Source organism: Streptomyces sp. NPDC018263 (assembly GCF_055562575.1).
On sequence record NZ_JBVHFA010000003.1, the window covers coordinates 499155 to 518240 of the forward strand.

Annotated in this window: 18 protein-coding genes and 1 pseudogene; 7 read left to right on the forward strand and 12 right to left on the reverse strand. The window is 72.0% G+C overall.

From position 1 onward, the window contains the following. Position 1: 1 nt before the first annotated feature. Positions 2–925 (reverse strand): HAD family hydrolase, encoded by a 924-nt coding sequence (locus ACZ3HQ_RS11390; RefSeq protein WP_467509638.1) that lies wholly within the window; start codon positions 923–925, stop codon positions 2–4. A 107-nt stretch (positions 926–1032) separates the two neighbouring features. On the opposite strand from ACZ3HQ_RS11390, the gene ACZ3HQ_RS11395 reads away from it, so the two are divergent. After that, positions 1033–1935, forward strand: a complete 903-nt coding sequence (locus tag ACZ3HQ_RS11395; RefSeq protein ID WP_467509640.1) for an LLM class flavin-dependent oxidoreductase — start codon at positions 1033–1035, stop codon at positions 1933–1935. Positions 1936–1955: 20 nt separating this feature from the next. On the opposite strand, the gene ACZ3HQ_RS11400 is transcribed toward ACZ3HQ_RS11395, so the two are convergent. Then, positions 1956–2504, reverse strand: a complete 549-nt coding sequence (locus tag ACZ3HQ_RS11400; protein WP_467509642.1) for an RNA 2'-phosphotransferase — start codon at positions 2502–2504, stop codon at positions 1956–1958. Positions 2505–2788: 284 nt separating this feature from the next. Next, entirely contained in the window at positions 2789–4540 is a 1752-nt protein-coding gene (locus tag ACZ3HQ_RS11405; protein ID WP_467509644.1) for an SDR family oxidoreductase, read from the reverse strand. Between the two features lie 194 nt (positions 4541–4734). Between ACZ3HQ_RS11405 and ACZ3HQ_RS11410 the strand changes: the two genes are divergently transcribed. The 5 genes and pseudogenes from ACZ3HQ_RS11410 to ACZ3HQ_RS11430 all read left to right on the forward strand — a co-directional run. Further along, a complete protein-coding gene (locus ACZ3HQ_RS11410) occupies positions 4735–5697 on the forward strand; it encodes an ABC transporter ATP-binding protein (RefSeq protein WP_086689879.1) in 963 nt (320 codons plus the stop codon). Beyond that, positions 5687–6604 carry an ABC transporter permease gene (locus ACZ3HQ_RS11415; protein ID WP_467509646.1) on the forward strand — a complete coding sequence of 306 codons (918 nt, stop codon included), beginning with the start codon at positions 5687–5689 and terminating at the stop codon, positions 6602–6604. Before ACZ3HQ_RS11410 ends, ACZ3HQ_RS11415 begins: the two co-directional genes overlap by 11 nt. After that, positions 6601–7512: an ABC transporter ATP-binding protein gene (locus tag ACZ3HQ_RS11420; protein WP_467509648.1), complete on the forward strand. Its 912-nt coding sequence runs from the start codon at positions 6601–6603 to the stop codon at positions 7510–7512. The genes ACZ3HQ_RS11415 and ACZ3HQ_RS11420 overlap by 4 nt, the downstream gene beginning before the upstream one ends. 10 nt (positions 7513–7522) lie before the next feature. Further along, positions 7523–8242 (forward strand): ABC transporter permease subunit, encoded by a 720-nt coding sequence (locus tag ACZ3HQ_RS11425; RefSeq protein ID WP_031179129.1) that lies wholly within the window; start codon positions 7523–7525, stop codon positions 8240–8242. A 76-nt stretch (positions 8243–8318) separates the two neighbouring features. Further along, positions 8319–8426: pseudogene (locus ACZ3HQ_RS11430) on the forward strand (SCO2583/SCO2584 N-terminal domain-containing protein); the annotation flags it as partial. 302 nt (positions 8427–8728) lie between these two features. On the opposite strand, the gene ACZ3HQ_RS11435 reads toward ACZ3HQ_RS11430, so the two are convergent. The 9 genes from ACZ3HQ_RS11435 to ACZ3HQ_RS11475 form a co-directional block, all read right to left on the reverse strand. Beyond that, on the reverse strand, positions 8729–9532 hold the full coding sequence (locus ACZ3HQ_RS11435) for an HAD family hydrolase (protein WP_467509650.1): 804 nt from the start codon (positions 9530–9532) through the stop codon (positions 8729–8731). After that, positions 9529–10806 (reverse strand): serine--tRNA ligase, encoded by a 1278-nt coding sequence (gene serS / locus ACZ3HQ_RS11440; protein ID WP_135787162.1) that lies wholly within the window; start codon positions 10804–10806, stop codon positions 9529–9531. Before serS ends, ACZ3HQ_RS11435 begins: the two co-directional genes overlap by 4 nt. A gap of 381 nt (positions 10807–11187) precedes the next feature. Then, positions 11188–12120, reverse strand: a complete 933-nt coding sequence (gene pheA, locus ACZ3HQ_RS11445; RefSeq protein ID WP_467509652.1) for a prephenate dehydratase — start codon at positions 12118–12120, stop codon at positions 11188–11190. Between the two features lie 110 nt (positions 12121–12230). Further along, entirely contained in the window at positions 12231–13508 is a 1278-nt protein-coding gene (gene efeB / locus ACZ3HQ_RS11450) for an iron uptake transporter deferrochelatase/peroxidase subunit (RefSeq protein WP_467509654.1), read from the reverse strand. An 8-nt stretch (positions 13509–13516) separates the two neighbouring features. Then, positions 13517–15448, reverse strand: a complete 1932-nt coding sequence (locus tag ACZ3HQ_RS11455) for a copper resistance CopC/CopD family protein (protein WP_467509656.1) — start codon at positions 15446–15448, stop codon at positions 13517–13519. A gap of 13 nt (positions 15449–15461) precedes the next feature. Further along, positions 15462–15914 carry a copper chaperone PCu(A)C gene (locus tag ACZ3HQ_RS11460; RefSeq protein ID WP_467509658.1) on the reverse strand — a complete coding sequence of 151 codons (453 nt, stop codon included), beginning with the start codon at positions 15912–15914 and terminating at the stop codon, positions 15462–15464. Further along, the gene (locus ACZ3HQ_RS11465) at positions 15911–16573 is read right to left on the reverse strand and encodes an SCO family protein (protein WP_467509660.1); all 663 of its coding nucleotides are present in this window, start codon (positions 16571–16573) and stop codon (positions 15911–15913) included. The genes ACZ3HQ_RS11460 and ACZ3HQ_RS11465 overlap by 4 nt, the downstream gene beginning before the upstream one ends. A gap of 89 nt (positions 16574–16662) precedes the next feature. Next, a complete protein-coding gene (locus ACZ3HQ_RS11470) occupies positions 16663–17418 on the reverse strand; it encodes a YcnI family copper-binding membrane protein (protein WP_467509662.1) in 756 nt (251 codons plus the stop codon). Between the two features lie 147 nt (positions 17419–17565). Then, positions 17566–18402, reverse strand: coding sequence for a hypothetical protein (locus ACZ3HQ_RS11475; protein ID WP_467509664.1), 837 nt, complete (start codon positions 18400–18402; stop codon positions 17566–17568). Between the two features lie 222 nt (positions 18403–18624). Between ACZ3HQ_RS11475 and ACZ3HQ_RS11480 the strand changes: the two genes are divergently transcribed. After that, positions 18625–19074: an ATP-binding protein gene (locus tag ACZ3HQ_RS11480; RefSeq protein WP_467509666.1), complete on the forward strand. Its 450-nt coding sequence runs from the start codon at positions 18625–18627 to the stop codon at positions 19072–19074. The last annotated feature ends 12 nt before the right edge of the window (positions 19075–19086 follow it).

Consider the following 19086-nt stretch of genomic DNA (forward strand, 5'->3'; position numbering starts at 1 on the left):
GTCAGACCCGTCCGGCGAGCAGGTCCTCGATCACGCGGGCCACGCCGTCCTCGTTGTTGGCGTGGGTGCGGGCGGTGGCGGCGGCCAGGGTGTCGGGGTGGGCGTTGCCCATGGCGTAGGAGCGCCCCGCCCAGGTCAGCATCTCGATGTCGTTCGGCATGTCGCCGAAGGCGACGACCTCCTCGTGCGAGATGCCGCGCTCGGCACAGCACAGGGCCAGGGTGCTGGCCTTGGAGACGCCGGGTCCGCTCAGCTCCAGCAGCGCGCGGGGGCTGGACCGGGTGACGTTGGCGTGGCCGCCGATGGCGATCCGGGCCAGGGTGAGGAAGGCGTCCGGGTCGAGGTCGGGGTGATGGGCCAGGATCTTCAGCACCGGCTGGCTCGCCGCGACACCGTCCGGCGCGAGGAGTTCCTCGGCGGGCCGCAGGGTGTCCGGGACCTCCAGATGCAGCTTGGGATAGGCGGGCTCCTGGTGGAAGCCGTAGGTCTGCTCCACCGCGAACAGGGTGCCGGGGGCCGCCTCCCGCAGCAGTTGGACGGACTTCAGGGCGTTCTCCCTGGCCAGCTCGCGCACCTTCACGAAGCGGTGGGCGCCGGGGCCGCCGTGCAGGTCGACCACGGCGGCGCCGTTGCCGCAGATCGCCAGGCCGTGGCCGTGCACATGCTCGCTGACGACGTCCATCCAGCGGGCCGGGCGGCCGGTGACGAAGAAGACCTCGATACCCGCCTTCTCGGCCGCGGCCAGCGCGGCCACGGTCCGCGGGGAGACGGTCTGGTCGTCGCGGAGCAGGGTGCCGTCGAGGTCGGTGGCGATCAGGCGCGGCGGGAGAGAGCCCCCTCCTCGTCCGGACGGGGCCGACGGCTGTGCGGGGGCCGGGGTCCCCGGCTCTCTGGTCGCTGAGGTCACCCGAGCATTCTCGCGCATATGCGCGCACGACCGTGCGGCAGCGGGCACATATGAGGGCAGGTACGCGTCAGATGTGTTCAGGACGGGGTCCCGGCCGGCCATCCGGGCGTCGTAGGCTCGTCGGCATGGCCCTTCGTCTCAGTACCGTGATCCTTCCCGTCGACCGCTGGAGCGAGGGGGGACGGGCGAAATGGCAGCGGGCCGAGGAGCTCGGGTTCCACGCCGCGTACACCTACGACCATCTGTCGTGGCGGTCGTTCCGGGACGGGCCGTGGTTCGGGGCGCTGCCTACGCTGACGGCCGCCGCCGGGGTGACCGAGCGGCTGCGGCTGGGGACGCTGGTGACCTCGCCGAACTTCCGGCACCCGGTGACGCTGGCCAAGGAACTGATCTCGCTGGACGACATCTCCGGCGGCCGGGTCACCCTGGGCATCGGGGCGGGCGGCTCCGGGTTCGACGCGACGGCGCTCGGGCAGGAGGCGTGGTCGCCGCGGGAGCGGGCCGACCGGTTCGCGGAGTTCGTGACGCTGCTGGACCGGCTGCTGACCGAGGACGCGGTGTCGTACACGGGCGACCATTACGCGGCGGACGAGGCGCGCAACATTCCGGGCTGTGTGCAGGAGCCCCGGCTGCCGTTCGCGGTGGCGGCGACCGGCCCGCGCGGGCTGCGGCTGGCGGCGCGGTACGGGCAGGCGTGGGTGACCACCGGCGACCCGAAGCTGTACGAGACCGGTACGCCGGAGCAGTCGGTGCTGGCGGTGGAACGGCAGATCGGGCGGCTCACCGAGGCGTGCGCGGAGATCGGCCGGGACGTGACCGGCCTGGACAAGATCATGCTGACCGGGTTCACCCCCGACCGCGCCCGTCCGCTGGAGTCCGTCGACGCGTTCGTGGACTTCGCCGGCCGGTACGCGGCGCTGGGTATCACCGAGCTGGTGATCCACTGGCCCATCGCCGACTCGGACTTCGCGGCCGACCAGGCCGTCTTCGAGAAGATCGCCACCGAGGCCGTCGCCCAGCTCGGCTGAGCGGGCGCGTACCCCAGCCCTCAGCGCGGCTCGGACAAGCGCAGGTAGCGCGGCGGGACGGCGTCGGTCAGCCAGACGCCGTTCGCGCTGACATGGAAGACATGGCCGTCGCGGTGCATGGCGCCCGCGTCGACGGCGAGGACGACGGGCCGGCCGCGCCGGGCGCCCACCCGGGTCGCGGTCTCGCGGTCGGCCGAGAGATGGACGTCGTGCCGGTTCATGGGGCGCAGCCCCTCGGCGCGGATCGCGTCCAGGCTGCGGGCGACGGTGCCGTGGTACAGGTACGGCGGCGGGGTGGCCGGGGGCAGACCGAGCGCCACCTCGACGCTGTGCCCTTGGCTGGCACGGATTCTGCCGCCCTCGATGGCGAAGCGCCGCTTGTCGTTGACGGCCACCACATGGTCCAGCTCGGCACGCGTGACGGGGAAGTTGTGGGCCGCCGCCGCGGCGAGCAGCACATCGATCTCCACCCAGCCCGCCGGGTCCAGGGTGAGTCCGATGCGCTCGGGCTGGTGCCGGAGGTGCTTCGAGAGGTACTTGGACACCTTCACGGTGCGTCTGTCGTCCATTACTTCCGATGTACCCATTTCTCAGTCTTCTCCCATGTGGTGCTTTTCGTATCTCCCTCTTGTCGGGCTGCTCCGCGTTTTCCGCCCGCTTTCCGCCCCTCCCCAGCCTCCTGGAGAGACGCGGATCACGCAGCCGATTTACCTGAACAGGTTTGATCCACAGCCAACGCCTGTTATCCACAGCCTTTTTGGCGATTCTGTGGACAACCGGCGCCCGTTTCAGGCAAGTTGATCAACTTCATCGCGCTTCACGGCAGATGGAGCGCCCACTGCCGACCCCCTACTCACAACTTCGGTTCCACCCGCGCCACTTTGCGCAGCGCCCCCGGCATAAACCGCGACAGCAGATACGCCCCCCGCGCCTCCGGAGTCACCGGCACCACCGCCCGGTTCTCCGCCACCGCGTCCAGAATCGCCCTGGCGACCTTCTCCGGCGGGTAGTTGCGCTTCCCGTACAGCCGGGACGACCGCTCCTGACGCCGCCGCGCCTCGGTCTCGTCCACCCCCGTGAAACGCGTCGTCGACGTGATGCCGGTGTTGACGATGCCGGGGCAGATGGCTGTAACTCCGATGTCCTGAGAGGCCAGTTCGGCGCGCAGGCACTCCGACAGCATCAGCACCGCCGCCTTCGACGTGCTGTACGCCGGAAGCGCCCGCGAGGGCTGGAAGGCCGCGGCGGAGGCGATGTTGACGATGTGGCCGCCCTGCCCCCGCTCCGTCATGCGCGCCCCGAAGAGACGGCAACCGTGGATCACACCCCACAAGTTGACGTCCAGCACCTTGCGCCAGTCGTCCGGGGTGGTGGTGAAGAAGGAGCCGGAGACGCCGATCCCCGCGTTGTTGACCAGCACGTCCACCACGCCGTACTCGCGGTGCACGCGCTCGGCCAGCTTCTCCATGGCCTGCTCGTCCGAGACGTCCACCGTCTCCGGCCAGGCGCCCGAAGCGCCCGCCGCCAGGGCCAGTTCGGCGGTCCGCGCAGCCGTCCCGGCGTCCCGGTCGACCACCACCACCCGCGCCCCCGCCTCCGCGAGGGCCAGCGCCGTCGCGCGCCCGATACCGCTGCCCGCGCCCGTGACCAGCGCCAACTGGCCGCCGAAACGGCCGGCATGAGGACCACTGCCCCGCGAGGGCTCACCCTGCTCCACGGAGGTCACGAACTCGGCGATCCAGCGCACCAGTTGATCAGGCCGGGTGCGCGGCACCCAGTGCTTGGCCGGGAGGGTGCGGCGGGTCAGCCGGGGCACCCACCGGTCCAGGTCGTCGTAGAGCCGCTCGGAGAGGAACGCGTCGCCCTGCGGGGTGATGAGCTGCACCGGCACGTGTGCGACGGCGTCCGGGCGGGGGTGGCGCAGCCGGGGGCGGACGTTGTCCCGGTAGAGCCAGGCGCCGCGGGCCGCGTCCGAGGGCAGTGAGGCCGTCGGGTAGTCACCGGCCGGCACCTTCTCGGCCCGCTCCAGCAGCTTCGGCCACCGCTTGCCCAGCGGCCCGCGCCAGGCCAGCTCCGGCAGCACCGGCGTGTGCAGCAGGTACACGTACCAGGACTTGGCGCCCTGGCCGAGGAGTTGGCCCACCCGGCGGGGGGTCGGGCGTTTCACGCGGGCGTCGATCCAGTGGCCGAAGTGGTCCAGCGAGGGGCCCGACATGGAGGTGAACGAGGCGATGCGGCCCCGTGTCCGCTCGACCGTCACGAACTCCCAGGACTGCACCGAGCCCCAGTCGTGCCCGACCAGGTGCACCGGGCGGTCCGGGCTCACCGCGTCGGCCACCGCGAGGAAGTCGTCCGTCAGCTTGGCCAGGGTGAAGCCGCCGCGCAGCGGCTTCGGCGCGGTCGAACGGCCGTGGCCGCGCACGTCGTAGAGCACCACGTGGAAGTCGTCCGCCAGGCGGGCGGCCACCTCGGACCAAACCTCCTTGCTGTCCGGGTAGCCGTGCACCAGCATCACGGTGGGGCGCCCCGGATCGCCCAGTTCGGCCACGCACAGGTCGATCCCGCCGGTGCGCACCCGCCGCTCACGCGCGTCCTTCAGCGTCACTTGTCCTCCGCCCGCATCCGTCCGACACTCCGTCCGCTTCCGTTCAGCGAATGTGGCAGTTGTTAGAGATGGCGTCAATAGGAAGGCTCGGGTCCCCGCCCCCTAGGGCCCCGTACTACCCGAGACGGACCCCAAGACGGCTCTGTGGTCTGACGACCCGCGTGCCCCACGTCACTACCGTCGGGGACGTGACTGTGATCGTGACCGAGAGCCTGAGCAAGCGGTTCCCCCGGGTGACCGCGCTCGACCGGCTGTCCGTGGACATCGGACCCGGTGTGACGGGACTCGTCGGTGCCAACGGCGCCGGCAAGTCCACCCTGATCAAGATCCTGCTGGGTCTGTCCCCCGCCACCGAGGGCCGCGCCGCCGTGCTCGGCCTCGACGTGGCGACCGAGGGCGCCGCCATCCGCGAGCGCGTCGGCTACATGCCGGAGCACGACTGCCTGCCGCCCGACGTCTCGGCCACCGAGTTCGTCGTGCACATGGCGCGCATGTCCGGCCTGCCGCCGACCGCGGCCCGCGAGCGCACCGCCGACACCCTGCGCCACGTCGGGCTGTACGAGGAGCGCTACCGCCCCATCGGCGGCTACTCGACCGGCATGAAACAGCGGGTCAAGCTCGCCCAGGCCCTGGTGCACGACCCCCGGCTGGTCTTCCTGGACGAGCCGACCAACGGCCTCGACCCGGTCGGCCGGGACGAGATGCTCGGCCTGATCCGCCGCATCCACACCGACTTCGGCATCTCGGTCCTGGTCACCTCCCACCTGCTGGGCGAGCTGGAGCGCACCTGCGACCACGTCGTGGTCGTCGACGGCGGCAAGCTGCTGCGGTCCAGCTCCACCACCGACTTCACCCAGAGCACCACCACGCTGGCCGTCGAGGTCACCGACAGCGACACCCACCCCGACGGCACCCGCGCCCTGCGCGAGGCGCTGCACGCGCGCGGCATCGACACCCACGACGACGGCGGCGGCCTGCCCGGCGCCGGCCACATCCTGCTGCTCACCGCGCAGGGCGAGGAGACGTACGACCTGGTGCGCGACACCGTCGCCGGACTCGGCCTCGGCCTGGTCCGGATGGAACAGCGGCGCCACCACATCTCCGAGGTGTTCACCCGTGACGAGCAGCGGAAGGAGGCAGTCGGCCATGGCGGTTGACCAGCCCGTCCCCACGGCACCGGCGCCCTCGGGCGACCAGTCCCGCATCCACGACATCGGCTACCGGGGCTACGACGGCCCCCGTCTCGGCCGCGCCTACGCCCGCCGCTCGCTGTACTCGCAGTCCCTGCGCGGCGCCTACGGACTCGGCCGCTCGGCCAAGTCCAAGGTGCTGCCGATGCTGCTGTTCGCGGTGATGTGCGTGCCGGCCGCCATCATGGTCGCCGTCGCGGTGACCACCAAGGCGCACGACCTGCCGGTCCCCTACAGCCGGTACGCGATCATCATGCAGGCCGTGATCAGCCTGTTCGTGGCCTCCCAGGCGCCGCAGTCCGTCTCCCGCGACCTGCGCTTCAAGACGGTCCCGCTGTACTTCTCGCGGCCCATCGAGACCGCCGACTACGTGCTCGCCAAGTTCGCGGCGCTCGCCTCGGCCCTGTTCATCCTCACCGGCGGCCCGCTGCTCGTGCTCTTCGTGGGCTCGCTGCTCGCCAAGATGGGCGTGGCCCACCAGAGCGAGAAGTTCGGCCAGGGACTGGTCACGGTGGCCCTGCTCTCCCTGCTGTTCGCCGGGATCGGCCTGGTCATCGCCGCCGTCACCCCGCGCCGCGGCTTCGGCATCGCCGCCGTCATCGCCGTCATGACCATCTCCTACGGGGCCGTCTCCACCCTCCAGGCCATCGCCGACACCCAGGGCAACAGCGGCTCGGTGCCGTGGATCGGGCTGTTCTCCCCGGTCACCCTGATCGACGGCGTCCAGTCGGCGCTGCTCGGCGGTACGTCGTCCTTCCCCGGCGGGGTGGGCCCGTCCACCGGTGAGGGATTCGTCTACCTGATCGTCGTCCTCGGCCTGATCGCCGCGAGCTACGGCCTCCTCGTGCGCCGCTACAAGAAGGTGGGCCTGTGACAACGCTCCAGATCGACCACGTCTCCCGCTGGTTCGGCAACGTGGTCGCCGTCAACGACATCACCATGACCATCGGCCCCGGCGTCACCGGCCTCCTCGGCCCCAACGGCGCGGGCAAGTCCACCCTCATCAACATGATGGGCGGCTTCCTCGCCCCCTCCACCGGCACCGTCACCCTCGACGGCCGGCCGGTGTGGCGCAACGAGAAGGTCTACCAGCACATCGGCATCGTCCCCGAGCGCGAGGCGATGTACGACTTCCTCACCGGCCGCGAATTCGTCGTCGCCAACGCCGAGTTGCACGGCCTCGGGGCCAAGGCCGCCCAGCGCGCCCTGGCCACCGTGGAGATGGAGCACGCCCAGGACCGGAAGATCTCCACCTACTCCAAGGGCATGCGCCAGCGCGTGAAGATGGCGTCCGCGCTCGTCCACGACCCCTCGCTGCTGCTGCTCGACGAGCCCTTCAACGGCATGGACCCGCGCCAGCGGCTGCAGTTGATGGAGCTGCTGCGCGCCATGGGCGACGAGGGCCGTACCGTGCTGTTCTCCTCGCACATCCTGGAGGAGGTCGAGCAGCTCGCCCGGCACATCGAGGTCGTCGTCGCCGGACGGCACGCGGCCAGCGGCGACTTCCGCAAGATCCGCCGCCTGATGACCGACCGCCCGCACCGCTACCTGGTGCGCTCCAGCGACGACCGCGCCCTCGCGGCCGCGCTGATCGCCGACCCGTCCACCGCGGGCATCGAGGTCGACGCCGTCGAGGGCGGGCTGGTCGTCCAGGCCGTCGACTTCGGCCGCTTCACCACGCTGCTGCCCAAGGTCGCCAGTGACCAGGGCATCCGGCTCCTCACGGTCTCGCCCTCGGACGAGTCCCTGGAGTCCGTCTTCTCGTATCTCGTCGCGGCGTAGGAGGCCGAAGATGTACGACCCCACAGTCGCCCGGCTCACCTACCGGGCCCTGCTCGGCCGCCGCCGGGCCCTCGTCCTCGGCGCCCTGCCCCTGCTGCTCATCGTGATCTCGGTGGCCGTCCGCCTGCTGACCGGGGCGGACGACCAGGTCGCCGCCGACGTGCTCGGCGGGTTCGCGCTCGCCACCATGGTGCCGATCATCGGTGTCATCGCGGGCACCGGCGCGATCGGTCCGGAGATCGACGACGGCTCCGTGGTCTATCTGCTGTCCAAGCCGCTGAAGCGGCCGACGATCATCTTCACCAAGCTGATCGTCGCCATCGCGGTGACCATGGTGTTCTCCGCGCTGCCCACCCTGATCGCGGGCCTGATCCTCAACGGCAACGGCCAGCAGGTCGCCGTCGCCTACACGGTCGCCGCCCTGGTCGCGTCCATCGCCTACTCGGCACTGTTCCTGCTGCTCGGCACGGTCTCGCGGCACGCGGTGGTCTTCGGCCTGGTCTACGCCCTGGTCTGGGAGGCCCTGTTCGGCTCCCTGGTCTCCGGCGCCCGCACCCTGAGCGTCCAGCAGTGGTCGCTCGCCGTCGCGCACAAGGTGGTCGGCAGCAACCTGATCACCTCCGACGTCGGCCTCCCCGCGGCCACCGCCCTGCTGGTCGTGGTCACCGTCGCCGCCACCTGGTACGCGGGGCAGCGGCTGCGCGCCTTGACCCTGGCGGGCGAGGAGTAGCGGGTGCCTTGACGGGGCCCTCGTCCCCGTCCGGGCACACCGGTGGTAAGCCGGACGTACGGCGAGGAGGACGCCCATGGTGCGGGAGCGGCCCGCCGGGGACGGGGAGACGGCGCCCGGCCCCTGGGACGGCGTCGAACCGGACGAGGACTTCGTCCGGGCCGCCGAGACCTCCGAGCCGTCCGCCCGCGCCGGGGTTAATTCGCTGGCGCCGGGCTTCCGGGCGGGGGCACAGTGGAGAAGCCGACGCCGGGTTCACGGAGCCCGGCGCGCCCCCGTACCGGGAGCGGAGCCGGACGACGCCATGTCCGGCTTCCGTGAGGACGGTCCGGGCGGGCTCCGGTGCGGTTGCTCCACCGTCGAGCCCGCTCCCGCACACGGACCGTCCGGGGCGGCCGCTTCGAGCACGCGATGTCGCTCTCGCGTGGGCCGCCCACCCGGAGAACCGGCTGAGAGGCAGGGCCCGACCCGGTCGCGCCCTGCCTCTCAGCCGAGCAGTCGCTCCAGCACCAGCGCGATGCCGTCCTCCTCGTGGGAGGCGGTCACCTCGTCGGCCACGGCCTTGAGATCCGCGTGGGCGTTGGCCATGGCCACGCCGTGCGCGGCCCAGGCGAACATCGGCACGTCGTTCGGCATGTCACCGAAGGCGATCGTGTCGGCCGCCTTCAGCTTCAGCCGCCGGGCCGCCAGCGACAGACCCGTCGCCTTGGACAGTCCGAGCGGGAGCAGCTCCACGATGCCCTCGCCCGCCATGACGACGGTGACGAAACCGCCCGCCGCGCGCGAGGCCGCGTCCGCCAGCTCGTCCGTGGAGAGCGTCGGATGCTGGATGTAGATCTTGTTCAGCGGGGCTTCCCACAGGTCGGCCGCGTCCGTGAACGCCTTGGCCGGCAGCCGCCCGGTGACCGCGTAACCGGGGCCCACCATGACCTCGCCGTCCAGGCCGTCCCGGCTCGCCGCCAGGTACAGCGGGCCCACCTCGGCCTCGATCTTGGCCAGCGCCACCCCCGCCAACTGCCGGTCCAGCGTCACCGAGGTCAGCAGCCGGTGCTGACCGGCGTCGTAGACCTGGGCGCCCTGGCCGCAGACGGCGAGGCCCTGGTAGCCGAGGTCGTCCAGGATGTGCCGGGTCCAGGGCACCGCCCGGCCGGTGACGACGATGTGCGCGGCACCCGCGGCCGTGGCGGCGGCGAGCGCCTCACGGGTGCGCGGCGAGATCGTCTCGTCGCCGCGCAGCAGCGTGCCGTCCAGGTCGGTCGCGACCAGCCCGTACGGGAAGGGGTTGCTCACTTGGCGACCGGCTCCAGGACTTCCCGTCCGCCCAGGTAGGGGCGCAGGACCTCGGGGACACGGACCGAGCCGTCGGGCTGCTGGTGGTTCTCCAGGATCGCCACGATGGTGCGCGGTACGGCGCACAGCGTGCCGTTGAGCGTGGCCAGCGGGCGGACCTGCTTGCCGTCGCGCATCCGGATCTGGAGCCGGCGGGACTGGTACTCGGTGCAGTCCGAGGTCGAGGTCAGCTCGCGGTACTTGCCCTGGGTCGGAATCCACGCCTCGCAGTCGAACTTGCGGGCGGCGGAGGAGCCCAGGTCACCGGTGGCCACGTCGATCACGCGGAACGGCAGCTCCAGCGAGGTCAGCCACTGCTTCTCCCAGTCCAGCAGGCGCTGATGCTCGGCCTCGGAGTCCTCCGGGGCGACGTAGGAGAACATCTCCACCTTGTCGAACTGGTGGACCCGGAAGATGCCGCGGGTGTCCTTGCCGTGCGAACCGGCCTCGCGGCGGAAGCAGGGGGAGAACCCGGCGTAGCGCAGCGGCAGCCGGTCCGCGTCGATGATCTCGTCCATGTGGTACGCGGCGAGCGCCACCTCGGAGGTGCCGACCAGGTACAGGTCGTCCTTGTCGAGGTGGTACACGTCCTGCGCGGCCTGGCCGAGGAAGCCGGTGCCCGCCATGGACTGGGGGCGGACCAGCGCCGGGGTCAGCATCGGGGTGAAGCCGGCCGCGGTGGCCTGCGCGATGGCCGCGTTGACCAGGGCCAGCTCCAGCAGGGCGCCGACGCCGGTGAGGAAGTAGAACCGGGAGCCGGAGACCTTGGCGCCGCGCTCGGTGTCGATCGCGCCGAGGATCTGGCCGAGTTCGAGGTGATCCTTGGGCGTGAAGCCCTCGGCGTCGAAGTCGCGGATCTCGCCGTGCGTCTCCAGGGTGACGAAGTCCTCCTCGCCACCGACCGGGACGGCGGGGTGGACCAGGTTGCCGAGCCCGAGCAGCAGGCGCTGGGTCTCCGCGTCGGCCTCGTCGCGCTCGGCGTCGGCCGCCTTGACGTCGGCCTTGAGCTGCTCGGCACGGCTGAGCAGCTCGGCCCGCTCCTCGGGAGTGGCCTTGGGGATCAGCTTGCCGAGCTGCTTCTGCTCGGCGCGCAGCTCGTCGAAGCGGACACCCGATGACCTGCGCCGCTCGTCGGCAGACAGGAGGGAGTCGACGAGCGCGACGTCCTCTCCACGAGCACGCTGGGAGGCGCGCGCACGGTCAGGGTCCTCACGAAGCAGGCGAAGGTCAATCACAGGCCCCAGGCTACCGGTGTGCGCGGACCGGCCGGGACCCGTATACCCGGGGTGCGCCCAGGGCTGCCGTGCGCATCCACACCCTGGGAAAAGTTATCCACAGGCTGTGTGGAGTGACTGTGGATTTCGGAATTGATCATTCCGAGTGTGTTGTCTCCCGAGGAATTCCCGGTTCAAACTCCCTGGATAACCACTTTCGAGTGGAAAGTGGTCGTCCCAAAAGCTGAATCGATGGAAACAGGTGGACGAAGGGTGATCCGGACTGGGCTGAATGCACCTGCGGGCTGTGGGCCGATTTGTCGATCCGGTGGGCCTTGTTGTCGACTTGTCCCCAGGTAGAGAAGCGGACCTGTGGATAACTTCTGTGGATAACGAAGAGCGCTAGAAACGGCCGTCCTGGCAGCGGGTCACCCAGTCGGACGCGGCGAGGAACTCCTGGTCCGAGGTGCCGGGCCGCAGGGGCCGGGCGCCCCCCGGCGCGATGTCGGCACGCGGATAGGAACCCAGGAATCGCACCTGGAGACAGACCCGCTTCAGCCCCATCAGCGCCTCCGCCATCCGCCGGTCGGAGATGTGCCCCTCGGCGTCCACGCAGAAGCAGTAGTTTCCGATGCCCTCGCCGGTCGGCCGGGACTGGAGCAGCATCAGGTTGATACCGCGGGTGGCGAACTCGTCGATCAGATCACGCAGGGCGCCGGGGTGGTCCTCCCGCTGCCACAGCACCACCGAGGTCTTGTCGGCACCGGTCGGCGCCGCGGGCCGGGCGGGCCTGCCCACCAGCACGAACCGGGTCTGCGCGTTCTCCGCGTCGTGGATGTCCGTCTCCAGCGGCACCAGGCCGTACCGCGCCGCCGCGAACTCGCCCGCGAAGGCCGCGTCGTAGCGGCCCTCCTGGACCAGGCGGGCGCCGTCCGCGTTGGAGGCGGCCGACTCCCACAGGGCGTCGGGGAGATGGGCGCGCAGCCAGTTGCGGACCTGCGGCTGGGCGGCGGGGTGGGCGGTGACCGTCTTGATGTCGGCCAGCTTCGTGCCCGGCCGGACCAGCAGCGCGAAGGTGATCGACAGCAGCACCTCGCGGTAGATCATGAGCGGCTCGCCCGCGACCAGCTCGTCCAGGGTGGTGGTGATCCCGCCCTCTACCGAGTTCTCGATCGGCACGAACGCGGCCTCCGCCTCGCCGGCGCGCACCGCGTCCAGCGCGGACTGCACCGAGACGTACGGGATCAGCTCGCGGGTCGCGGCCTCCGGGAGAGTACGGAGGGCGACTTCGGTGAAGGTGCCTTCGGGACCGAGATACGCGTAGCTCGCTGGCATGCCCTCACCCTAATGGCCCTGCGCCGACCCGGCCCGACCGTCTCATCACCGCCACCCTTCCGGGTGGTTTCGATCCCGGACGCCTGCGAAAAGGGCGCCGGAATGCCTGGTCAGCCCTCCAGCAGCCGTTGCCCGACGTACTCGCCCTCCGCCGCGCCGCCCGGCACCGCGAACAGTCCGCTGGCCTCGTGCCGCAGATAGCGCGACAGCGCGTCGCCCCGGTCGAGCTTGCGCTGCACCGGTACGAAGCCGCGCAGCGGGTCGGCCTGCCAGCAGATGAAGAGCAGCCCGGCATCGGGGGTGCCGTCCGCGTCGAAGCCGTCGTGGAAGGAGAACGGGCGGCGCAGCATCGCCGCCCCGCCGTTCTGGTCGGGCCGGGTGATCCGGGCGTGCGCGTTCAGCGGGACGACGTACTCGCCCTGCGCGTCCGCCTTCTCCAGGTCCATCGGCGTGGTCTCGTGGCCGCCGGACAGCGGGGCGCCGTCCGACTTGCGGCGGCCGATCACCGCCTCCTGCGCCGGGCGCGCCAGCTTCTCCCAGTCGTCCAGCAGCATGCGGATGCGGCGGACGACGGCGTAGGAGCCGTTCGCCATCCACGCGGGCTCGCCCGACGCGGGTACGAAGATCCGCCGGTCGAAGTCCGGCTCGGCGGGCTTGGGATTGCGGGTGCCGTCGATCTGGCCCATCAGGTTGCGCGTGGTCAGGGCGTGCGCGGTGGTACCCGGTGAGCGGTTGAAGCCGTTCATCTGCCAGCGGACGCGGGCCGCGTCGCCCGCCTCCTTCTGCAGCGTGCGCAGCGCGTGGAAGGCGACCAGCGCGTCATTGGCGCCGATCTGCACCCAGAGGTCGCCCTCGCCGCGCTTCTTGTCGAGGTGGTCGGCGGAGAAGTCGGGCAGCGGGTCCAGCGCGGCCGGCCGCTGCTTCTCCAGTCCGGTGCGGGCGAAGAAGCTGTGCCCGAAGCCGAAGGTGACGGTCAGCGAGGAGGGCCCGGCGTCGCGGGCCACGTCGGTGTCCTCGTGCGGGGCCGGCTCGCCCGCCATCAGCCGCTCGGCCGCCGCCGACCAGCGGCGCAGCAGGGCTGCCGCCTCCTTGCGGCCCGCGCCCGGCTTCAGATCGAAGGCGACGAGATGGCCGTGGGCCTGGAGCGCGTCGGTGATGCCGGGCTGATGTTTCCCGTGAAACATCGCGCGGTTCGTGCCGATCGAGGTGAGCGGGGTGGCCGGGGCGGGCGCGGCGGCGTACCCCACGGCGCCGCCCGCCGCGCCGAGCACGAGGCCGGTGGCCCCGGCGGTGCCGAGCAGGGTGCGGCGGGAGACGCCCCGGTTCTGCTCGGGGGCGGGCTGTGCGGCTTGTGGAGTGCGGGCCTGGGGGACGGACGGGTCGGGCATGGTGCGGTTCAGCCGATCTGCGCGTTCTTGGAGACGGTCACCTGGTCGATGTCGGAGGTCCGTACGGTGACGGCGACCTCCCAGTCGCCCGCCATGGGGACCTGGACACCGCTCGCCGCCCAGTGGCCGGTGGTGATGTGTTCCGGGGCCACGGGGAGCGGACCGATCTTCTTGGCCTTCAGGGTGAGGGCGACCTTCACCTCGGGGATGTCGTACGGGCGGCCGTCGGGGCGCTGGACGTACAGGTGCATCTCGTTGGCGCCTACGCGGGCCGGGTCGAGGTCGATGCGGACCAGGCCCTTGCCGTTCTTGCCGCCGGTGTCGAACGGCATGTCGAGGGTGAGGGCGCCGGAGGTGTCGGCCGGTGAACTCGCGGCCGGGGCGGTGGCCGCTCTGGCCTCCTGCTCGGTACGGCCCGGCTCGGTCTGCGTGAGCGCGGTGGTCACCGCGAGCAGCACGACCGCGACACCGGCCTCCGCCAGCACCGACCGACGCAGCCCGGCCCGACCCGGATCGGCATCCCGCACCCGCTTGCGCCGCGCGGCCTCAACAGCAACCCGCTGCCGGGCAAGCTGCGCGGCCCGACCGGGGTCGGTACCGACCGGCATGGTCACGACGGCGGGTGCCCGGGCCTCGGGCCGCGCGGTATCCGCCCCTGCCTCGGGCCCAGCCTCAGCCGTGCCCCCGTCCGCCAGCCGCCCCGTCCACCGCCGGGAGATCCACGCCAGTCCGATCATGACCGCCACGAGACCCAGCTTGATCAGCAGCAACTGGCCGTAGCGCGTGTCCGTGAAGGCCGACCAGGAGCCGAGCTGGCGCCAGGACTGGTAGACGCCCGTGGCGACCAGGGCGACGACGGAGCCGAAGGCGAGGCGAGAGAAGCGGCGGACGGCGTCCGTGCCGAGGGGGGTGTCGGCGGGGGCCCGGTACAGGGCGACGAGCAGGGCGGTCAGTCCGCCGAACCAGCAGGCGACGGCGAGCAGATGCACGATGTCGACCGGCATGGCGACGCCCGGCTGGAGCCCGGTGGACGCGTGCTCGGCCATCGCCCAGCTCGCAGCGAGCCCGGCCGCGACGACGACTCCGCCGATGGCGAGCCCGAAGCCGAGGTCACGCCGCTCGGCGGCCGCGTCCTCGTCGGTGCCCTCCTCTTCCTCCCGCCGCGCGTAGGTCCCGAAGAGCACCGCGACGAACAGCGCGGCGGCGGCGAGCAGCAACAGCCGGGAGACCAGCGCGGCCCCGGTCTTGGTCTGAAGCACCTGCCCCAGCAGATCGAGGTCGAAGACGTCCCCGAACTTGCCGGAGGAGGTGTACGAGCCCCGGAGCAGCAGCAGTCCCAGCGTGGCCGCGGTGAGCGTGAGCCAGCCCCCGACCACGAGCCGCTGCAGGGCCCGTACACCCGCGCCCTGCCGCCAGCAGGCCAGCACGAAGGCGGCGCCGCCGGCCAGCACGATGAAGCCCGCGTAGGAGAGGTACCGCCCGGCGGCGTACAGCCCGCCCACGGCGCCGCCGCCCGCTCCCGCCCCCGTGTCGGAGACGACCGTGCGCGAGGGCGCGCCGATGGAGAAGGTGTAGGCCCCGGCGACGGGGTGGCTGTCGGCCGAGACGACCTGGTAGGCGACGGTGTACGTGCCGTCCGCCAGCCCGGCGTGCAGCCGTACCGCGTAGGTGGTGCCGCTGACGTTCGCCGGCTTGCCGGACTGGACCGGCTTGCCCTTGGGGTCGAGCACGCGCAGCGAGTTGTCGCCCATCGCCACCTGCTCGGAGAAGGTGAGCGAGATCTGGGAGGGCGCCCGGTCGACCACCACCCCCTGCGCGGGGTCGCTGCCGGTCAGCGCGGCGTGCGCCGAGGCGGGCGCCGCGCCCGCGAACAGCACGCCGGTGACGGCGAGGAGCAGCAGTACCAGGGTGCGCAGCCGGGGGGTGATGGTCCGCGTCAAGGTGGTCCCTCCCTCAGTGTCCGGTCGACGGGTTGTACGTGGCTGACCGCACCGGCATCTCGACGGTGAGCGGACCGGACCGGGCGAAGCCCAGCTTGAGCGTGACGGTCTGGCCCTGGCGCGGCTTCTGCTTGAGCTGCTCGAACATCAGGTGGTTGCCGCCGCTTTTGAAGACGAGCCGGCCGTGCGCGGGCACCGCGAAGGAGGTGCGCTCGGCCATGGTGCCGCCGCTGGTGCTGTGCATGGTGACCCGGCCGATGTCGCTGCTGACCGAGGTCAGCTCGTCCTGCTCGCCCCCCTTGTTGGTGACGGTGAGGAAGCCCGCCGCCATGTCGGCGGCGACCGGCTGGGGCATGTAGGTGGCGCTCACCGACAGCTCGGGCTCGCCGGCCCCCTGTCCGGAGCCGCAGCCCGCGAGGGCGAGCGCGGCGGCGAGGGCGGTGACGGGCAGCGCGGCCCGCTTCACGGCTTCGCTCCGCGCACGAGCTCGGGCAGGTCCTTGGTCCAGTCGTCGACGGTGGCCTCCTCGCCGTAGAGGACGTAGCCGCCGTCCGTCTTCGGGGAGAAGGCGATGACCTGGGTGCCGTGGACGGAGACGGTCTTGCCGTTCTTGTCCTTGCTGGTCGGCTCGACCGAGATGCCGAGCGAGCGGGCGCCCGCCTGGATGGTGGAGAAGTCGCCGGTCAGACCGGTGAAGCGCGGGTCGATGCTCTTGAGCCAGGTGCCCAGCTCGGCCGGGGTGTCGCGGCCGGGATCGGTGGTGACGAAGACGACCCGCAGGTCGTCCTGCTCCGCCTTGGGCAGCGCCTTCATGGCGACGGCGATGTTGCTCATCGTCGTGGGGCACACGTCGGGGCAGTGGGTGTAGCCGAAGTAGACGAGCGTCGGGTGGCCCTTGGTCTCGGCCCGCAGGTCGTACTTCTTGCCGTGGGTGTCGGTGAGGACCAGGTCGGGCTTGGCGAAGGGCTGGTCGAGGACGGTGGCGGCCTTGTCGGAGCCGCCCTCCTCGGAGACCACGGAGACGGGCGAGGAGGAGTCGTCACCGCTGCCGCAGGCGGACAGGGTGAAGGCGGCGGTGGCCAGCAGCGCGGCCGCGGCCAGCGTCTTCTTGCGCGGAGAGAGCATGGAGAGATGTCCCAGGGTTCGAGAACTCCCGTGTGCGCCGGGGCCGTACCGGGCGGGCACGACCCCGGCGCACACGGATGAGGTGAGGGTCAGGCGGTGCGGCGGCGGCCGGCGAGGACGCCGTAGCCCACGCCCGCGACGCCGATCACGATGCCGACGACGCCCAGCACCCGGGCGGTGGTGTCGGTGCCGTCGGAGTCGGCGGCCGCCTCCTGGTGGGCGTCGGCGGCATCGCCATCGGCACCGCCCTTGGCGTCGTCACCGGCGGCGGCGGCCGCCGTGCCGTGGTGGTCGTCGGTCGCGGCGGACAGCGCCAGCGTCGGGGCCGGGTTCTCCGGCTCGTCCTGGCCCTCCTGCGGCACCTCGATCCAGCGGACGACCTCCTTGTTGGAGTACGTCTGGATCGCCTTGAAGACGAGCTGGTCGGCGTCCTCGGGCAGCGCGCCCAGCGAGAGCGGGAACTTCTGGAAGTAACCCGGCTGGATGCCCTTGCCGTCGGCGGTCCAGGTGACCTTGGTGACGGCCTCGCCGATCTTCTCGCCGTGCACGGTGAGCGGCTTGTCCAGCTTGGACTTGGTCACCTTCACGCTCCAGCCCGGCACCGGCTGCGGCATGACGGAGGCCAGCGGGTGGTCGGCGGGGAGGTTGACCTCGAGCTTGGTGGTGGAGGCGTTGTCGCGCTCGTTGGGCACCTTGAAGTCGACCGTGGCGTAGCCGCCCTTGGCCGCCGCGCCCTCCGGCTGGACGGTGACGTGCGCGAAGGCGGGGGCCGACACGGCGAGGACGGCCGCGCCCGCCACGGCGACGGCGGCGGTGACACGGGAGGCGGTACGGGAGATCTGCATGCTGGGGAAACTCCGCTCTTGAGCGAGATCCGGTGCTGAGCCCGGTGACGGTGAGGGGTGCGCGTGGCGCGTGGAAGGAGGCGCACGCGCGCGTGCCGCGCGACGGCGGCCCCTCCCCTCCCCGTACGTACGGGAGCGGTGGTCGCGTCAGGCGGCGAGACGGAACGCGTCGGCGGGCGGGCCGCGCCGGATCACCGAGTGCTGGAGCGCGGCGGCCCGCGGGACCGGCGCGTCGTCCCGCTCGGTACGGCGCAGGCGGGGGGCGGGGCCGGTCGCGGGCAGCAGCCCGGCGTACAGCGCGCGGGTCAGTGCGAGCGCGGCGCGCAGGGAGCGGACGAGCGCGCCCTCCGCGACCCCGTGCGTCGACAGCTCGACCAGCCGCAGCACGGCCAGATCGCCCCGGCGCAGTACCCAGGCCAGCGCGAGCGCCGCGAGGAGGTGGCCGAGAAGCATCGGCAGCGAGAGCAGCGACGGCACGGTCCCGGCCGAGGAGCCGGCCATGTCGGAGGCGTGCCCGCCCGTCGGCGCGTGCCCGGTGAAACGGCCCGAGGCGTCGATGAGACGGGCGTCGAGCAGCAGCCGGTAGGCATGGCCGGGGGTGAGGGTGGCCGGTCCCGACCCGCACAGCAGTTGGGCGGCCCGCTGGACCATCTCGTCGTCGGCCGGACCGGAGTGCGCCGTGCCCATGGACGCCATGGGCTGCGCGGTGTGCTGGCCGAGGCCGAACAGCGTGTGCAGGGCCACCTGGCCGAGGGTGAGGAGGGCCGCGATGGCGGGCACCGAGCGGGCCCGTCCGGCGAGCGGCGCCATGACCAGCAGGGAGCCCGCGAACCCGGCGCCCAGCGTCCACAGCGGGACGTTCGCGCAGGAGGCCACGGTGTGCCCGGCGGCGGCCAGCACGACACAGACCGCGGCGAAGACCGCGGCCCGCAGAAGCCGGACGCGGGGTCCGGGTCGCGCCGTGCGCGGACGGGGGGCACTCATGGCGGGGCTCATCATCGCACTGCGCCCGCCGCACCCCCGAGGCAGGGCCGCCGGATCGCGCCACGGCCGGGACGCGCGCTGCCGCGTCGGCCGTACCTCATACCCCGATTCGTCCCGGCGCACATCGACCATATGGGCGGCATCACGTCACTTGAGGGCTTACGGGCGCTCACGCGCGGCAATAGGTAACGGTATGTCGAGCCGCGGCCAGGAGGCTGGAGCATGAGCATCTGGTGGTCACTCCATCTGCGCCGCGATGCCGCGAGCGTCCCGCTCGCCCGGCGCCTGCTGATCGGCACCATGGAGACGGCCGGGGTCGACCCCGACGTCTCCTACGACATCTCCGTGGCCCTCACCGAGGCGTGCGCCAACGCCGTCGAGCACGGCGGGACCGCGTGCGGGGAGCACACGGAGGCGTACCGGGTGACCGCCTATCTGGACGGCGAGAAGTGCCGCATCGAGGTCGCCGACTCCGGGCCCGGTGTGGCATCCTCCCCGGCGCTGGGCATCCGGATGGCGCGTGTGGACGCCGAGGACGGCCGGGGCCTGTGTCTGATCCGGGAGCTGGCCGACCACGTGCACATCGGCGCCCGGCCGGGCCGCACCGGCACCGTGGTCAGCTTCGACAAGATCCTGAAATGGAAGAAGGACCCCTCGCTGCTCACCGCGTGAGGGGTCCTTCGT